18 protein-coding genes are annotated in these 15,042 nt (G+C 46.0%); 7 read left to right on the plus strand and 11 right to left on the minus strand.

Annotation, left to right across the window (positions count from 1 at the left end):
• Positions 1-15: 15 nt before the first annotated feature.
• Positions 16-465, minus strand: coding sequence for a nitrate reductase associated protein (locus tag QUB44_RS18635; RefSeq protein WP_333369785.1), 450 nt, complete (start codon positions 463-465; stop codon positions 16-18).
• A 186-nt stretch (positions 466-651) separates the two neighbouring features.
• On the opposite strand from QUB44_RS18635, the gene moaA reads away from it, so the two are divergent.
• The gene (gene moaA / locus QUB44_RS18640) at positions 652-1,641 is read left to right on the plus strand and encodes a GTP 3',8-cyclase MoaA (RefSeq protein ID WP_333369786.1); all 990 of its coding nucleotides are present in this window, start codon (positions 652-654) and stop codon (positions 1,639-1,641) included.
• A gap of 37 nt (positions 1,642-1,678) precedes the next feature.
• Here the strand turns inward: moaA and QUB44_RS18645 are convergent, their stop codons facing one another.
• The 5 genes from QUB44_RS18645 to QUB44_RS18665 form a co-directional block, all read right to left on the minus strand.
• Positions 1,679-1,897: a type II toxin-antitoxin system HicA family toxin gene (locus QUB44_RS18645; RefSeq protein WP_333369787.1), complete on the minus strand. Its 219-nt coding sequence runs from the start codon at positions 1,895-1,897 to the stop codon at positions 1,679-1,681.
• Entirely contained in the window at positions 1,894-2,097 is a 204-nt protein-coding gene (locus tag QUB44_RS18650) for a type II toxin-antitoxin system HicB family antitoxin (protein WP_193972043.1), read from the minus strand. Before QUB44_RS18650 ends, QUB44_RS18645 begins: the two co-directional genes overlap by 4 nt.
• Before the next feature lie 151 nt (positions 2,098-2,248).
• The gene (locus tag QUB44_RS18655) at positions 2,249-2,614 is read right to left on the minus strand and encodes a DOPA 4,5-dioxygenase family protein (RefSeq protein ID WP_333369788.1); all 366 of its coding nucleotides are present in this window, start codon (positions 2,612-2,614) and stop codon (positions 2,249-2,251) included.
• A 183-nt stretch (positions 2,615-2,797) separates the two neighbouring features.
• Positions 2,798-3,070, minus strand: coding sequence for a DUF5615 family PIN-like protein (locus QUB44_RS18660; protein ID WP_333369789.1), 273 nt, complete (start codon positions 3,068-3,070; stop codon positions 2,798-2,800).
• A complete protein-coding gene (locus QUB44_RS18665) occupies positions 3,067-3,291 on the minus strand; it encodes a DUF433 domain-containing protein (RefSeq protein ID WP_106332354.1) in 225 nt (74 codons plus the stop codon). Before QUB44_RS18665 ends, QUB44_RS18660 begins: the two co-directional genes overlap by 4 nt.
• A gap of 546 nt (positions 3,292-3,837) precedes the next feature.
• Between QUB44_RS18665 and QUB44_RS18670 the strand changes: the two genes are divergently transcribed.
• Both QUB44_RS18670 and QUB44_RS18675 read left to right on the plus strand, forming a co-directional pair.
• Complete coding sequence (locus QUB44_RS18670; protein WP_333369790.1) at positions 3,838-4,494, plus strand: hypothetical protein; 657 nt, start codon at positions 3,838-3,840, stop codon at positions 4,492-4,494.
• Between the two features lie 71 nt (positions 4,495-4,565).
• Complete coding sequence (locus QUB44_RS18675; protein ID WP_333369791.1) at positions 4,566-6,239, plus strand: leucine-rich repeat domain-containing protein; 1,674 nt, start codon at positions 4,566-4,568, stop codon at positions 6,237-6,239.
• Positions 6,240-6,314: 75 nt separating this feature from the next.
• Here the strand turns inward: QUB44_RS18675 and QUB44_RS18680 are convergent, their stop codons facing one another.
• Both QUB44_RS18680 and QUB44_RS18685 read right to left on the minus strand, forming a co-directional pair.
• Positions 6,315-6,581 (minus strand): hypothetical protein, encoded by a 267-nt coding sequence (locus QUB44_RS18680; RefSeq protein ID WP_333369792.1) that lies wholly within the window; start codon positions 6,579-6,581, stop codon positions 6,315-6,317.
• 95 nt (positions 6,582-6,676) lie between these two features.
• Positions 6,677-6,850, minus strand: coding sequence for a hypothetical protein (locus tag QUB44_RS18685; RefSeq protein ID WP_333227457.1), 174 nt, complete (start codon positions 6,848-6,850; stop codon positions 6,677-6,679).
• 240 nt (positions 6,851-7,090) lie between these two features.
• On the opposite strand from QUB44_RS18685, the gene QUB44_RS18690 reads away from it, so the two are divergent.
• The gene (locus tag QUB44_RS18690) at positions 7,091-7,372 is read left to right on the plus strand and encodes a hypothetical protein (RefSeq protein ID WP_333369793.1); all 282 of its coding nucleotides are present in this window, start codon (positions 7,091-7,093) and stop codon (positions 7,370-7,372) included.
• The gene (locus QUB44_RS18695) at positions 7,373-7,816 is read left to right on the plus strand and encodes a PIN domain-containing protein (RefSeq protein ID WP_333369794.1); all 444 of its coding nucleotides are present in this window, start codon (positions 7,373-7,375) and stop codon (positions 7,814-7,816) included.
• A gap of 112 nt (positions 7,817-7,928) precedes the next feature.
• Here the strand turns inward: QUB44_RS18695 and QUB44_RS18700 are convergent, their stop codons facing one another.
• Both QUB44_RS18700 and QUB44_RS18705 read right to left on the minus strand, forming a co-directional pair.
• A complete protein-coding gene (locus QUB44_RS18700) occupies positions 7,929-9,113 on the minus strand; it encodes a class I SAM-dependent methyltransferase (RefSeq protein ID WP_333369795.1) in 1,185 nt (394 codons plus the stop codon).
• A gap of 60 nt (positions 9,114-9,173) precedes the next feature.
• Positions 9,174-9,329: a hypothetical protein gene (locus QUB44_RS18705; RefSeq protein ID WP_333162876.1), complete on the minus strand. Its 156-nt coding sequence runs from the start codon at positions 9,327-9,329 to the stop codon at positions 9,174-9,176.
• Between the two features lie 467 nt (positions 9,330-9,796).
• On the opposite strand from QUB44_RS18705, the gene QUB44_RS18710 reads away from it, so the two are divergent.
• The gene (locus QUB44_RS18710) at positions 9,797-12,574 is read left to right on the plus strand and encodes a phycobilisome rod-core linker polypeptide (RefSeq protein WP_333369796.1); all 2,778 of its coding nucleotides are present in this window, start codon (positions 9,797-9,799) and stop codon (positions 12,572-12,574) included.
• 536 nt (positions 12,575-13,110) lie between these two features.
• On the opposite strand, the gene QUB44_RS18715 is transcribed toward QUB44_RS18710, so the two are convergent.
• Positions 13,111-13,332, minus strand: a complete 222-nt coding sequence (locus QUB44_RS18715) for a hypothetical protein (protein ID WP_333369797.1) — start codon at positions 13,330-13,332, stop codon at positions 13,111-13,113.
• 315 nt (positions 13,333-13,647) lie between these two features.
• Here QUB44_RS18715 and QUB44_RS18720 point away from each other — a divergent pair, with 315 nt between their 5' ends.
• The gene (locus tag QUB44_RS18720) at positions 13,648-15,012 is read left to right on the plus strand and encodes a P-loop NTPase fold protein (protein WP_333369798.1); all 1,365 of its coding nucleotides are present in this window, start codon (positions 13,648-13,650) and stop codon (positions 15,010-15,012) included.
• Positions 15,013-15,042 lie beyond the last annotated feature (30 nt).

Here is a 15,042-nt window from a genome sequence, read left to right on the forward strand (position 1 = left end):
CTTTTTACCATATACTTATTCAATAAGTTGAAACTCTCGAACAGCGGGGAGAAAGTTTTTATTCTCGTGGCTCGATCGACTAAGCTTAATCAAAGCAAATCGCTGTAGTGGCTGCAAACTCGCCCACTGGGCCAAAGAAATTGTCACGCCGAGCTCTTGCGCTTTTGCAGAAACCGACTCCGGTACAGTTGCAGCATCCATCCACGGGGGATTTTCATCAACCGCCAAATCTGTTCCCGGTTTGCCTGTCTGTTGAATTAATATTTGATTTAGCTTTTCTCGGTAATCAATAATTTCTGCTGGTGTCAAGCAAGGTTTCTCTACAAGCATTTGACGTTCTGCTTGGTTAAAATGATTCCAATCCTGCAACTTTAATTTAATGCCACAAGTATCTAACTTGAGACGTACTTGCATGGGGATGCAGCGCAAAGCTTCCACAAAATCAGCTTCAAATTCAAAGAACATATAGTTAGCAAGTTTATTTGAGTTGTGAATGAGATTTTTTTTATTAACCGCAGAGGGCGCAGAGGGCGCCCAGGAAGAGAGGAGGGGGAAGGTGAAAAGAAATTGATGCAGGTTTATTGCTCTCTATCAATAATTGCAGAAAATCGAGTCAGCATTTATAATTAAATAATATTACAAACTATTGACATGGATACCGTAGACTACCTTCGGATTAGCTTGATAGACCGCTGCAACTTCCGCTGTCTCTACTGTATGCCGGAAGGTAGCGAGTTGGACTATGTATTGCAGCAGCAGTTGTTAACTCACTCGGAATTGCTAACTCTGCTGCAGGAAGTTTTTATACCCGTGGGATTTACTAAGTTTCGGTTGACGGGTGGGGAACCCCTGCTGCGGCCTGGGGTGGTGGAATTGGTAAGGTCGATCGCCTCAATGCCGGAAACGCGAGATTTGTCAATGACAACTAATGGCTTTTTGTTGGCGGGAATGGCGGAAAATCTATACAATGCTGGTTTGCGCCGGATTAATATTAGTTTGGATTCCTTGGAACCGGAGACTTTTGATAAAATAATTGGCAGTCGGGGACGATCGCGATGGACGCAGGTGTGGGAGGGAATTCAAGCGGCTTATCAAGCAGGATTCGACCCGCTAAAACTGAATGTTGTGGTAATTCCCGGTGTGAATGACAGCGAAATATTGGATTTAGCGGCGTTAACAATTAACCGGAATTGGCACGTTCGATTTATTGAGTTTATGCCGATCGGCAATGGGGATTTATTTGGCGATAAAGGTTGGGTAGCATCAGCAGAATTGCGGCAACAAATTAGCGACAAATATGGATTAGCTGAGTCGGGAGTGCGCGGAAATGGGCCGGCGGATGTGTTTCAAATTCCGGGGGCGAAGGGCACGTTAGGATTTATCAGCCAAATGTCCGAGTGTTTTTGCGATCGCTGCAACCGGATGCGTTTGTCTGCTGACGGGTGGCTGCGGCCTTGTCTGCTGAACGAAACTGGTCAAATTGACTTAAAAACTGCTTTACGGGATGGGGTGTCTACAGGCGAATTGCGCGATCGAGTGCAGCAGATATTGAATATTAAACCGGAGATTAATTTCAAGCAGCGAGATTCGGGAACTACTCAGGGAAATTACAGCCGCACCATGTCTCAAATCGGTGGGTGAACTGCCCTTCGTCGATCGCTCTCAAAATACATTATAGTTAAGACAAACTTTGTAAATCTTCCTCAGATAGCTGGGCTATTTTCATCAAGGCTCTTAAGGTTCCAACTTTCAAATCTTGATTCCGGTGAACTGGAATTGACAAAATTTGTTCTATTTCGGCGTTTTCATAGATATGATGACTGCCAGTAACTCTTTTCAAAACCCAACCTTTCTGCTCTACTATTTTGCACAGTCGCTTTCCTGAAATAGATTTCATACAGCAATTTCAACAATTTTATCTGTGGAGGCAATTGCTTCACGACTATTAGCAACATCGAGCCAACCTTCAATCGCATCTTTTAAATTAGCCATCACTTCTTCCATAGTATCTCCTTCGGTAATGCACCCAGGAAGTGCGGGAACTTCAGCCCAATAGCCACCTTCTTCTGCGGGATGGATGATTGCTCTAATTTTCATACATTTATTCAGTCATGTGTTAAGGATATTATAACTATTATTAGTAAATACAGGAAATTACAGCCGCACTATGTCTCAAATTGACGGCTAATTATCTATTATCAGCGATAAGTCAGTCTAGAGAAACGCCCTCGCCTTGCGCGCGGATCGATCATAAGCTGGCGTTACCTGTCCTAGGTCGCAGAAATTCGATATTCAACTCTAGCTTCTCTCCTAGCCACAAAGAATGTTTCGTGTGGTCTGCCACATCGTCGCCTGTTTCAGGGTGAATGAGAATATTGAGCCCCTCACGATTCAGCATTAACCAGGGAACCACTTTGCCAAACTGGTCTGGTAAAAATGCAACTTGATACATTGCTTGGGGGTGGGGGCCAATGGGTTTGTCATGCCAACGCCCAAGCTGCACGTCAAACTGAGTCAATCCTTCTCGTACACGCGCTGCGGCATCGCGATTATCAGCGCCGAAGTAAATATGTCCATGAAAACCAACGATGTTAATGGTGTCTTCTTTCATCATTTTCAGTGGATTATTGAGCAGAAATCAACAACTTTATATTAGCTTAACTTGCTGGATATTTTATTCACTCCTGTAAACTCCTTAAGTTGATATGTCCTCAGTCTTTGCTTTTTTGGTTTTATGCTACGACAATACCAGTATACTCTCTGATTCTCTATCTCCAAACTGACTAATGATGTCGATTTACTCTCGCAGAATTTGAACAATTTTAGATGTTGAGCAATTGCAAACACGGAGATAAATAAATTTGGGAGGATGGTCGTAAAGTAAACTCCGTTGATAAAAGTCAGAATCTTTGGAAACAATCACAAAGTCATTGGTCTTTGCATATTCCCAGATTTCTGCATCATCAGTATTTGTCAGTCCTAGGGTTTTGACATGAACAGAATCGGGATACAAACCGATAATTCTCTGAAGAATTCGGTCGGAGAGGTTTTCGTCGAATAGCAGTTTCACAGGGATGCCACAAATAACTTTTTTTCACGATCGGCGGCAAAAGCAAGGCAGGCTTTGATGTCTGCCGAAGTTAATTCTGAAAAATCTTCGAGAATTTCTGCTTCCGTCATGCCACCGGCGAGATATTCTAAGATATCGTAGACGGTGATTCGCATTCCCCGAATACATGGTTTGCCACTGCGTTTTCCCGGTTCAATTGTGATGATGTCGTGGTAGTCCATAAAGCAATGTTTTGTACTAATAAGCGTAATTATAACTGCAAATAATCCTGGTTGGTTTAGGTCAGGATTTCAGGTTTGAGCAAGTAGTGAGAAAAAAAGAACCCTGTCGTTGAAAGTAGTCAAGGCGGATCAGTTTTCTCATGGTCTGCGGCAAAAGCAAGACAGGCTTTGATGTCTGCCGAATTTAGTAGGGTTTTCCACCAATAAGACTCCAAAATTGGCGGCAGTCCGATCGACACGGGGCGATCGACTCGACACCACAAGCAAGGCTACAAAATGCACCATCTGGCGGGGTCTAGCGGGTTTTGGGATGATTCCACCTGTGGCAGTAGCAAGGCTGGCAGAGTTGCATCACAGGCAAAGTTTGCGGGTCTAACGTCTGGCAAGGTTGCCACGGTCGGAGCGATCGGATTGGAGCGGTGGCGGTCTAGCTTTTTTGCTTCACACTTGCACCTTGCAACCCACAGCTTTTTTAAAAACTGGGAGTGTGTGGGAGCGGTGGCACACAGAGAGCGGTGAGTGCGCGGTCGGAGAGGTGAGAACGCGGTGAGTGCGGTGAGAGCGCTCGGAGCGGTGAGAGCGCGGTTCGGATGGACGTTTGGAAATCAGTATAGATTTATAGTTGCTAATCTTCTAAGTAAAAAGCTATCATTATTACGCTTTTTCAAAAATCAAAATAATATGCTTTCCCAATTACCAGGTATTTATTTTTTGTTAGGTGCTGCATTGTCTAACGTCTCGTTATTAATTAGTAGTATTATTAATAATAATTTTGTGTTAGGTGCTGCATTGTCTAGCCTCGCGTTATTAATTAGTAATTGTATTAATAATAATTTTCAATTGAAGCGAGAAAGAGAACAAAGAATTTGGCAAGAAGAGAGCGAGCGACAAAAATGGTATAGAGAACAAATTTATGAAAATTATAGAAAAATGATTCATATTTTGACAAGTTATCTACAATTACAATTTGAAACTGAAAATGAAAGAACAGTAGAATCAATCATAAGAATACATCATTTATACTTTGAGTTTTCGTCTGAATTTTACATGACAACATGGGGTCATCCTAATAAAGATTCTGAAGAATTTAAGAAACAAACGAATGAAGTTTTAGATAATTTTCAAAACGATCCTGTGGCTGCGCGGCTCATGATAATTAATATAATGGAGGAAGACCCTAGAATAAAAGATGTGAATAAATGATTTTCCCCGCCTAGCTTATTTTATAGCGGTTTGACGCTCTATAAAATGAATATTACTAAGAGCTAAAGGATATGACCCGAAAAGAAGCGGTGCGAAGAATTGAATGGGCTGCTAAGAAAAAATTGAAGGAACTGGATTTGTCTGAATTGGGGTTGGAGGAATTTCCGCTGGAGATTGTCAGGTGTACGCATCTAACACGGCTTAACCTTCGTAGCAATAAAATTACCTCTATCCCAGATGTGCTAGGGCAACTGTTGAATCTGACACGGCTTAACCTCCGTGACAATCAGATTACCTCTATCCCAGATGTAATCGGGCAACTGTCGAACCTGACATGGCTTGGACTCTGTTACAACCAGATTACCTCTATCCCAGATGTAATCGGGCAACTGTCGAACCTCACAGAGCTTTGGATTACTGACAATCATATTACCTCTATCCCAGATGTAATCGGGCAACTGTCGAATCTGACAGAGCTTTGGATTTATAACAATAGGATTACTTCCATCCCAGATGCACTCGGACAACTGTTGAATCTAACACGGCTTGTAATCAGTCACAATCAGATTACCTCTATCCCAGATGCGCTCGGGCAACTGTCGAACCTGAGAGAGCTTCACCTGAGTAACAATGAGATTACCTCTATCCCCAAGGCACTCGGGCAACTGTTGAGTCTGACATGGCTTGATATTGGTAACGAATGGTTCCCCGTGTCGAATCGGACAGGGTATAACCAGATTACCTCCATCCCCGAAGCACTCGGTCAACTGTCGAACCTGACATGGCTTGACCTCCGTAATAATAGTCAGATTGCTTGTATCCCAGAGGCAATCGGGCAACTGTCGAATCTGACACGGATTGACCTTAATAATAATCAGATTGCTTGTATCCCAGAGGCAATCGGACAACTGCCAAATTTGACATCCCTTTATCTTGCTCATAATCAGATCACCTCCATCCCAGAAGTGATCGGGCAACTGTCGAGTTTGGCAATACTTTCCCTTGGTGACAATCAGATTACCACTATCCCAGACGTGATCGGGCAACTGTCGAATCTGGAAGACCTACTCCTCCCTAACAATCAGATTGTTGAAATCCCGGAGGTGATTCGCAGCATCAAGAATTTGAAAAAACTAGATTTGCGAGGTAATCCGCTGCCCATTCCCCCGCAAGTTCTGGGGCAGGGTCAAGACGATGAAGGTTGTGGTGATTTGCGAACAATTCTAGATTTTTACTTCCACACACGCAATCTAGCCCTACCTGAGCTAGATGCTGAGCGCCAGAAAATTGAATCTGAGGGATATTTTGACGCTGAAACTCTTCAAGACGCCAGACAACGGATAACTGCTTCTATTGTGCAGCGACAGGGACAGGCTGGATTTAGACGTAAGTTATTAATTGCTTACGGTGGTCGATGTCCAATAACTGATTGTGATGTAGAGTCAGCTATCGAAGCGGCACATATAATACCATATCAAGGTACTCAAACCAATCATCCAACAAACGGCTTACCACTCAGAGCCGACATACACACTCTCTTCGATTTGTATCTACTTTCAATTCGACCAGATACCAAGGAAGTTGTAATTGCCCCTGAACTCGTTGGTACTTGTTACCAAGATTTGGCTGATCGGAAACTGGCTTTACCACAGGATCAAAAAACAGCACCAAATCAAAACGCTCTTAGCAAGCATTATGAAGCTTTTCTCAGCAAATGCAAAAGTGGTCAGCTAAAACGGTTATAAGGTCTAGATAGGGAAATTTGAGGCAGAGCCTCATGGAATGCGTTCCCAGGCTAAGGCCTGGGAACGAGCAAACACCTACGCTTTGCGCTTCCGACGGCGAATCAGCACACTCATTACTTGGTTCGGATTAGCTGCACGTTGTACGGGACTCCAATCGCCAACTTGGGCAAATCCCAGGCGGTACAAGGTGAGTATGGTTTCCCTGACACCCGATTGCGAACCTGTCACCGTTACACACACCACATCCTGTTCCGATTCTGCTGCTGAGTCGTCATTTGGCCGAGCCTCTTCGAGGGCTGCGCTAACGAATTTGTTGTCGTCAGGCAAGAATTCCTGTGACATAATTATGTTCTCCTGGTTTTAGGTTTTCTAGAAAAACCCAAAAACCCAGCCGCCCCGCTTTTCAACGCATAGCAGGGCGGCTACAGAGAGTGTTATCATACTCCGTTAGCCTCCAGACTGCTGATACCAGTTTGGCGGTTAGCTGTCCATTGCTGTTGGTAGCAGCTTTGGGCAGTGCAACTAGATTTTTGGGCGACGCGGGCTACTTCCTCTACAAGCAAAGCAACCTCTAACTTCAAAGCGTAGCCGCAGACGGGGGCCTGTGTCAATCCATTTGGGATTTGGGATTTGGGAAAGGTGCGTCAGCTTTGAGGTTGCTTCACTACCTTCGCAATGACAGAAAATCCTAGTACGTGCATCCAGGATTAACTGGTTCCCAGGCTAGAGCCTGGGAACCAGCAATCGCCTACTTCCTAGGCTTTGCGCTACAGTTATAATATTAAAATCAATTTAAAAAGTGCGATCGACCCCGCTATCATCAGCCCAAAAACTTGCACTCAAGGATAATTATGCTGCACAATCTTCAGCAATCTCACGAACAAGAGATACAGACGATTACTCAAGTTTTGGGAAAAATCACCAACCGCACGGCGGATCAGATTAAACCATTACTAGATGCGATGCTCAAACAGCTAATTGAACCTCAACAACCTCCATTTTATGAAACAGCTACCCCAATAGAATGGTCAATAGCATTTCAAGAATGGGTTGACAGTCATCGTACCCTAAATCTCCCCACTCTTTCAGATGAAGCTATTAGCAGAGAGAGCATTTATGGAGACAGAGGTTAAATGCCGTTTCTCGTAGATACAAATATACTGCTACGTAGCATCGATACAGCACACCCAATGAATCCTGATGCCGTTAATGCCGTGATTACTCTGCGCGATCGCGGGGAACAACTTTATATCGTACCCCAAAATTTGATCGAGTTTTGGAACGTTTGCACGCGCCCGATCCAGAGAAATGGATTAGGGCGTACTGCAACAGAAGCAGAGGCAGAAATTAATCGCTTAAAACAGCTTTTTCCTCTGTTGTTGGATACCGAAGCAATTTATCAAGAATGGGAGCGACTGGTGATAACACATAAGGTTATAGGTGTCAATGTTCATGATGCGCGGCTAGTTGCTGCTATGCTAGTTCATGGTTTAACCCATATCCTAACTTTTAACATTGCTGATTTCGCTCGTTATTCACAAATTACGGCTGTTAATCCTCCAACTGTAAAGCCTTGATTAATTGGGAATTTAACAGAAATTCTACTCCGAGCAAAGAACAGGCAAGATGCCTGTTCCACAAAAAGCTAATTTGATTGTGGGAAGTAGGAGTTGGGCATATTGCCCGCCCTTAGATTTTACCGGGTGTTAGCAAAATTAGCTGTTTTGATAAGATCGATCGCACTTCATCCAATCCCATATCCACATCCGCCAAAATCTCTCCCACAGTTCGGGTATTGCAACCTTGCAAAAACTCAAATTCAGCACTTGACAAATTGATCAATTGGTAGTTGCAATCAAACACTTGTTGACTAGGCCAACCGTGCATACAACTACTCAACTCTGGAATTGCCGCCAAAAGTGCCTGATCGTCCGACCAATCAATTTTATTAACAGGCTTTTTGCCCAAGAAAAACTCGTAATGAGTGATTTCCGTATCCAACAATTCAATTAATCGATAAAGCTCCCGTTCCGTCAAACCCTGAGCTCTTTCTATCAATTCCGGCGCTTTCCCCAAAAGTCTTTCTAACTGCCAATATCCCGGATTTGAGAAACCGATAAATTCCAATCCCGAAGCGTCAATTAACTCGAACAAAGTCTCAATATTGTAGTCAATTTCCTGCGGGTGAACGTACATATCAGCAAAACATTCGTCCCGCTGATTTTCTCCTGCCCAACGCTGTTTTTCGTACTTGACAAGACGGTTGTTTTCTGGTAAAGAAGCAAAGATTTGACGACCGACTTTGACGCCATCGGGATAGTCACCTTTTTGCGGGCCTTGGAGAAGGGCGATCGCCCTTTGCATCAGTTGAATTTCCCAGCGTCCGAGCTCAGCATACACAAAAATGTGCATCAAACCCCCCTCCGCCAACTTCGCCGCCAGCGCTTGAATGCCCCGGATCGGATCGGGTAAGTGGTGCAGCACGCCCACGCAGTTGATCAAATCAAACTCGCCCTCTAACTCGGCGGCATCGTACAAGCTGAGGTGGCGAAAATCAGCTTCGCGCGCTCCCGATCGCCGACACCGTTCTTGTGCTACTTTCAAAGCACCCGCACTCAGGTCGATCGCCGTCACCGAAGCTTCGGGATTGAGGTGAATCAGATAATCCGTGCTCGAACCAGTGCCGCAGCCAGCATCTAAAATCCGAACATCTAGTTTTGGCGGCTTTTGGCCGGTGCAAAAATTGTAAGCATCAGGCCAACTCCAGCGCCAGTTGTACCCTGGCGGCGGTTCATCTGACAAAGGATCGGGCGGGAAAGGGAAAGTATCGTAAAGCCGCCGCACGGCAGCACTGATATCAGGCGTAGTATCCATAAGTGAGGTAATAGTGCGTGGGTTTTGAGATTGGTTGTCAGTAGCTACGGGGTAACACGGCTACGCCAAGCACTTCTTTTGCTGCGTTACTCGCCACAAAAGTGTCGCTGCGCGATAGTTTGGCAAGCCTGAAACAGAGGGATCGGGCGATCGACTAACCCCTGGTAGCCAAGCCCTGACAGCTTCTGCGTAATAAAACTTATCATTTTTTCTCATATAAGCTCTCTTAAATCTATACAATAAATCTCGACAGGCTTTTTAACAAATAAGGACTGTCAATAACCCACCGCTGAACTGTCGGGTAAAGCGGAGGCGTCTTTCCGCAGAAAGTCAAAAGCCCCGAAACAGGCAGAAGAAAATTTTTGATTTTCTTTTCCTTTAATTCAAGGCACTGGCTACAATCGCCCAAAGGCAACTCTCCTGCCGAGTCTTTTTTTCCACGGGTATGCCGGCGGAGTGCAGCGGAGGGAGTACCCCGTGCCTGCCTTCGGATAGGACATTTCCCCGCAGGCAGAAAGATGAAACCAAAACATTTTAATCTAAGAAAGTAAGCGCGCCCGAACCTCGTGACAGGTAAAGGCAAAAAGTAAACAAAGCAAAAATACCTACTTTGACCTGCATCAGAAGGCAAGGTTAGTCTGGTTAAATGCTGCAACTATTTGGATAGGGAGCTAAGGAGTCTAATGACTGTAAAAGCAAGTGGTGGAAGCTCGGTTGCGCGTCCGCAACTATATCAAACTGTACCGGTCGCAACAATTTCGCAAGCAGAACAGCAAGACCGCTTTCTACAGCGGGGCGAACTCAGCGAACTGGCAAGTTATTTCAGTTCAGGGGCTCTTCGGATCGATATCTCTGCGACGCTGACCCAAAACTCGGAACTGATAGTATCCCGCGCAGCCAACCGGATTTTTACCGGCGGTTCCCCGCTGGCATTTTTGGAAAGACCACAAGAACCTGCGATGGCTGTAGCAGGGGCGGCTCGCGGCGGCTCGGCGAATGTCTCTGAAGGCATGAAACTGGGAAATGTCACCTACGTTGAAAGCCGCGCAGGCGGTGGCAACGGCGGTGGTGGCGGCGGTGGTTTCTTGGGGCTAGGAAATCTATTTTCTGGCAACGGTGGCGGCTACAGCGGCCCAATCCCAGCAGGATTTCAGCCGATCAATGTCTCGCGCTACGGCCCGGGCAACATGACCAAATCTCTGCGCGACTTGAGCTGGTTTTTGCGCTACATCACCTACGCGATCGTAGCTGGCGACCCGAACATTATTTCGGTGAACGTGCGCGGATTGCGGGAAATCATCGAAAATGCTTGCTCTTCGGCGGCCACAATTGTGGCAATGCAGGAAATGAAGGCAGCATCTTTGGGCTATTTCAGAAACAATGCAGAGGCAAGTGCGATCGTCGGACAGTATTTCGACGTAGCAATTACCGAATTCAAAGCTCCCACACCCTCAGACAAGGTGCGGCAGCGCGAAAGCAACGACCAGCAAGGCTTGCAACTGCCTCAAATCTACTTCAACGCAGCCGAGCGACGATCGAAATTCGTCATGAAAACCGGTCTGTCTTCGGCAGAAAAGCTAGAAGTAATCAAAGCAGCTTACCGCCAAGTATTCGAGCGCGATATTACCCGCGCATACAGCCAAAGCATTTCTGACTTGGAATCCAAGGTCAAAAATGGCGAAATCTCGATGAAAGAGTTTATTCGCCGCCTTGGCAAATCTCCTCTGTACCGTCAGCAATTCTACGAGCCGTTTGTCAACAGCCGCGCTGTAGAACTTGCCGCCCGCCACTTCCTCGGCCGCGGTTTGAGCTCGCGGGAGGAATTTAGCAAGTATTTTGCGATCGTCAGCAAAGGCGGCCTGCCAGCCCTCGTAGACGCGATGGTTTATTCGCAAGAATATTCCGACTACTTCGGCGAAGAAACAGTGCCTTACCTGCGCGGTTTGGGCCAAGAAGCTCAGGAGTGTCGCAACTGGGGCCCGCAAATTGATTTGTTCAATTTCAGCGCTCCGTTCCGCAAGGTTCCTCAGTTCATCACCTTGTTTGCCGGCTACACCCAGCCTCTGCCAGACCAACACGTTTACGGTGTCGGCAATGACCCCTTAGAAATTCAGTTCGGCGCGATTTTCCCGAAAGAAACTCGCAACCCCAAGAGCCGTCCCGCTCCCTTCGGAAAGGACACCCGCCGTATCCTGATCCGTCAAGGTGCGGGGATTGACAATCAGTTGAGCAATCCGGCTGCTCGCGGTGCTGCTCCTGGTTCTCTGGGCCCCAAGGTCTTTAAATTAGACCAGTTACCGAGCAACTATGTTGCTTCCAAGAAAACTGCCCGCGGTGCCTCCAGCAGCTACAGCAATGCTTCCAGTGTCAAATATACCGAAAGTTCCACCCAAGCTGTGATTCGGGCAGCTTACCTGCAAGTGTTCGGTCGCGACGTGTTCGACGGCCAGCGCCAAAAGGTGGCGGAAATTAAGCTGGAAAACGGCGAGATTCCGATGCGCGAGTTTATTCGGATGTTGGCGAAGTCTGACGTGTTCCGCAATATGTACTGGAGCAAGCTCTACGTTTGTAAGGCGATCGAGTACATTCACCGCCGACTCCTGGGACGCCCTACCTACGGCCGCCAGGAAATGAACGCTTACTTTGACATTTGCGCCAAGAAGGGTTTCTACGCGCTGGTCGATAGCATCATGGACAGCATGGAGTACAACGAAGCTTTCGGGGAAGATACAGTACCCTACGAGCGCTATGTGACTCCCGGTGGTTTGTCGATGCGGACGATGCGATCGGGTTCCGTCGCTGAACAAAATGTCCAAGCTCAGACGCCAGAAACTCCTCGGTTTATCGAACTCGGTGCAGCAGGCAATCGAGGCGATATCGAGTTGCAAAGTCGGATTGCTCAAGGTGTCAGCAAGCGGCGTGAACAAACTAAGATGTTCAAGCTGACGACTACTTCTGACAAAGTAGCTTTGAAAACTTTAATTCAAGCTGCTTACCGTCAAATTTTTGAACGCGATTTAAACCCCTACGTTGTGAAGAATGAATTCACGGCGCTGGAAAGCAAACTGGGCAACAATGAAATCAATCTCAAGGAGTTCATTGAGGCTTTGGGCTGCTCGTCGCTGTACATCAAACAGTTCTACGCACCTTATCCCAATACTAAGGTGATTGAGTTGGGTACGAAGCACTTCTTGGGCCGTGCTCCCCGCAATCAAGCGGAGATTCGGACTTATAACCAAATCTTGGCAAGTAAAGGGATTAAGGGCTTTATCAACGCGATGTTGAACAGCGTTGAATATGCTGAGGCTTTTGGTGAGGATACTGTTCCTTACCGCCGCTTCCCGACTCTACCGGCTGCTAATTTCCCGAATACTGAAAGACTGTACAACCAGTTGACTAAGCAGAATGGTGAAATTGTGGTTCCGAGTTTTGAGCCTGTGGCTGCGATCGACAGAAGCTAGATTGATTTGAGGTTTGAGATGTGAGATTACTGCTAATTTAACATCTCAAATTAGTTGAAGGGCTGGTATAATTGCCAGCCCTTTTTTTATAGGATATTCACTTTGGGCGATAGAGGTCGCGGAGGATTGTGATTTTGTAGTAAGAGACTGGATATCGTTTATTACATCCAAAATCTTTAAGTGTTTTTCTCGTTCCCACGCTGAGCCTGGTAACGCATATCCAGAGGCTCTGCCTCGTGTTTATACAATTATTGAAATTGGTAAAATTCTAGCATCAGTTTTATTCTTGGCTGTAGTTTTTCCCAACTTTCAAGTTTACGTTGTTGCGAGCCAGAGGCTGGTTACAGGTCAAAACCTCGCTTCAGCAGGTGTACCCGAACGAATGGTAAGATTTATGGAAAATAGCGCTGTCAGTCGATTTTAGATTTTAGATTTTAGATTTACTCCACAGATGAATCTCTGACCTTGAACAAGAGTCTAAAATCTTGATCTCTCTACGACTGTTGTCCTTCGCAAGTATCGGTTTTTGCTCGGTGTTAAATCTGCTGAATCGGTGCAGCCAACAGTTTTAAATTTGCCACTGGATTTGCTGCAGCAATTAGATTTGAGGTTTGAGATTTGAGTTGATCTTGACTTGATAACCGCATCGGGGCGGGTGCAAGTTCCAGCCCTTTATCTATTCGGTTAACCGTACTCAAATAGCCACTTTGACGCGAGAACATTACCGCCCACTCTTCGTCTTTGATTTGAATATACAAAATCGTGGCACAGACAGATCGATAGCCTAGTTATCGGGTATTAGTGACTTCCCTTCATTCCCTGTGGGCAAAAATTAGGTATAATTGGTTAGCGCCTATTATGATAAAAATTTTCCCAAAAAATACCACGCTAGGTCAGATCTAAAGCGCGATAGTGATGAGCCATTCCCAATCTCAAATCTAAAATTGTATGAGCTACATCAAGATATTGACCGCAAAATAAAACAGCAGAATAAACGAACCACTTGTTCTGATTAGTAAAGTAGCGAAACGAATAAGCTATTAGGGCATAATGTAGTTTTGAGCGAACAGGGTATGGAACTAAATTTACAGAAATTTTATAGCGCCTGCAATCCCAGCTACACCCTGGCAGTAGCAAATCAACAAGACCGACAATACTATATCGATTTCTCTTCAGTGCGGGGCGGCACAATCGTAGAACAATTGGAGCGCACCATCAGCCGTCTGTCCCCCGATGCACCTACCTGTCAACTATTCACCGGTCACATCGGCTCTGGTAAATCAACTGAATTGCTGCGGCTGCAAGCTCAATTGCAGCAACAAGGATTTCATGTTGTTTACTTTGAGTCGAGTAAAGACTTAGACATGGCAGATGTAGATATCACTGACATTTTGTTGAGCGTTGCTCGTCAGGTGAGCGAAAGCATTGAGAAAATGAAAATCAAGCTGCAACCGACGGGTTTTAAAGCTTTGCTCAAAGGGGTTGCTGATGTTTTTCAAACTCAAATAGACTTGAGCGCTGAAGCTAATGTCCCGGGTTTTGGGGAGATAAATGCCAGCACGGAGGGAGAGTTTTCTCTGGCCCTGGGAATTGGCAAAATTACTGCTAAAGCGAAAGATGCTCCGAATCTGCGATCGGAGTTGAGGCAATATTTGGAGCCGCGAACTAACGTAATTTTAGATGCGCTTAATAAGGAGTTGCTAGAACCGGCTAACAAAGAACTGAAACGCCAAGGGAAACAAGGACTTGTAGTAATTATCGATAATCTCGATCGCATACACCTGTGCGCGAAACCGACGGGGCGGCTGCAGCCGGAATACCTGTTTGTCGATCGCGGCGAACAATTGGCAAGACTAAATTGCCACGTCGTGTATACAATTCCTTTGGTACTGATTTTCTCTAACGATTTGGGCCAGTTGACCAATCGATTTGGGGTAGATCCGAAGGTTTTGCCGATGGTGCCGGTGCAGTTGAGCGATGGTTCAGAGTGCTCTGAGGGTGTGGAATTGCTGCAGCAGATGGTTCTGGCGCGGGCTTTTCCGACGGTGCACCCTTCGCAGCGCTACGCTTTGGTTGGTAAAGTTTTCGACTCTGCGGAAACTCTCGATCGCCTGTGTCGAGTCAGCGGTGGTCATGTCCGCAATTTGCTGCAACTACTGTATGGCTGTCTGCAGAAACAAGACCCTCCTCTGTCGCGGGAAACTTTGGAAAATGTGATCGTCCAGCGCCGCCACCAGCTTACTTTGGCGATCGAACCTGATGAGTGGCAATTGCTGCGCCAAGTATCCGTTACCAAAACTGTGAACGGGGAAACTAAATACCAAATATTGCTGCGGAGTCTCTGGGTGTTTGAATACCGTTACGGCGAAGATTATTGGTTTGATGTCAATCCGATTTTGGCTGACGCCAAAGAGTTTCGGCAAACAGTTGAGAGTTGACAGTTGACAGTTAACAGTTGACGGTTTACA

It is taken from the genome of Microcoleus sp. AT3-D2 (assembly GCF_036705715.1).
Classification (GTDB): Bacteria; Cyanobacteriota; Cyanobacteriia; order Cyanobacteriales; family Microcoleaceae; genus Microcoleus.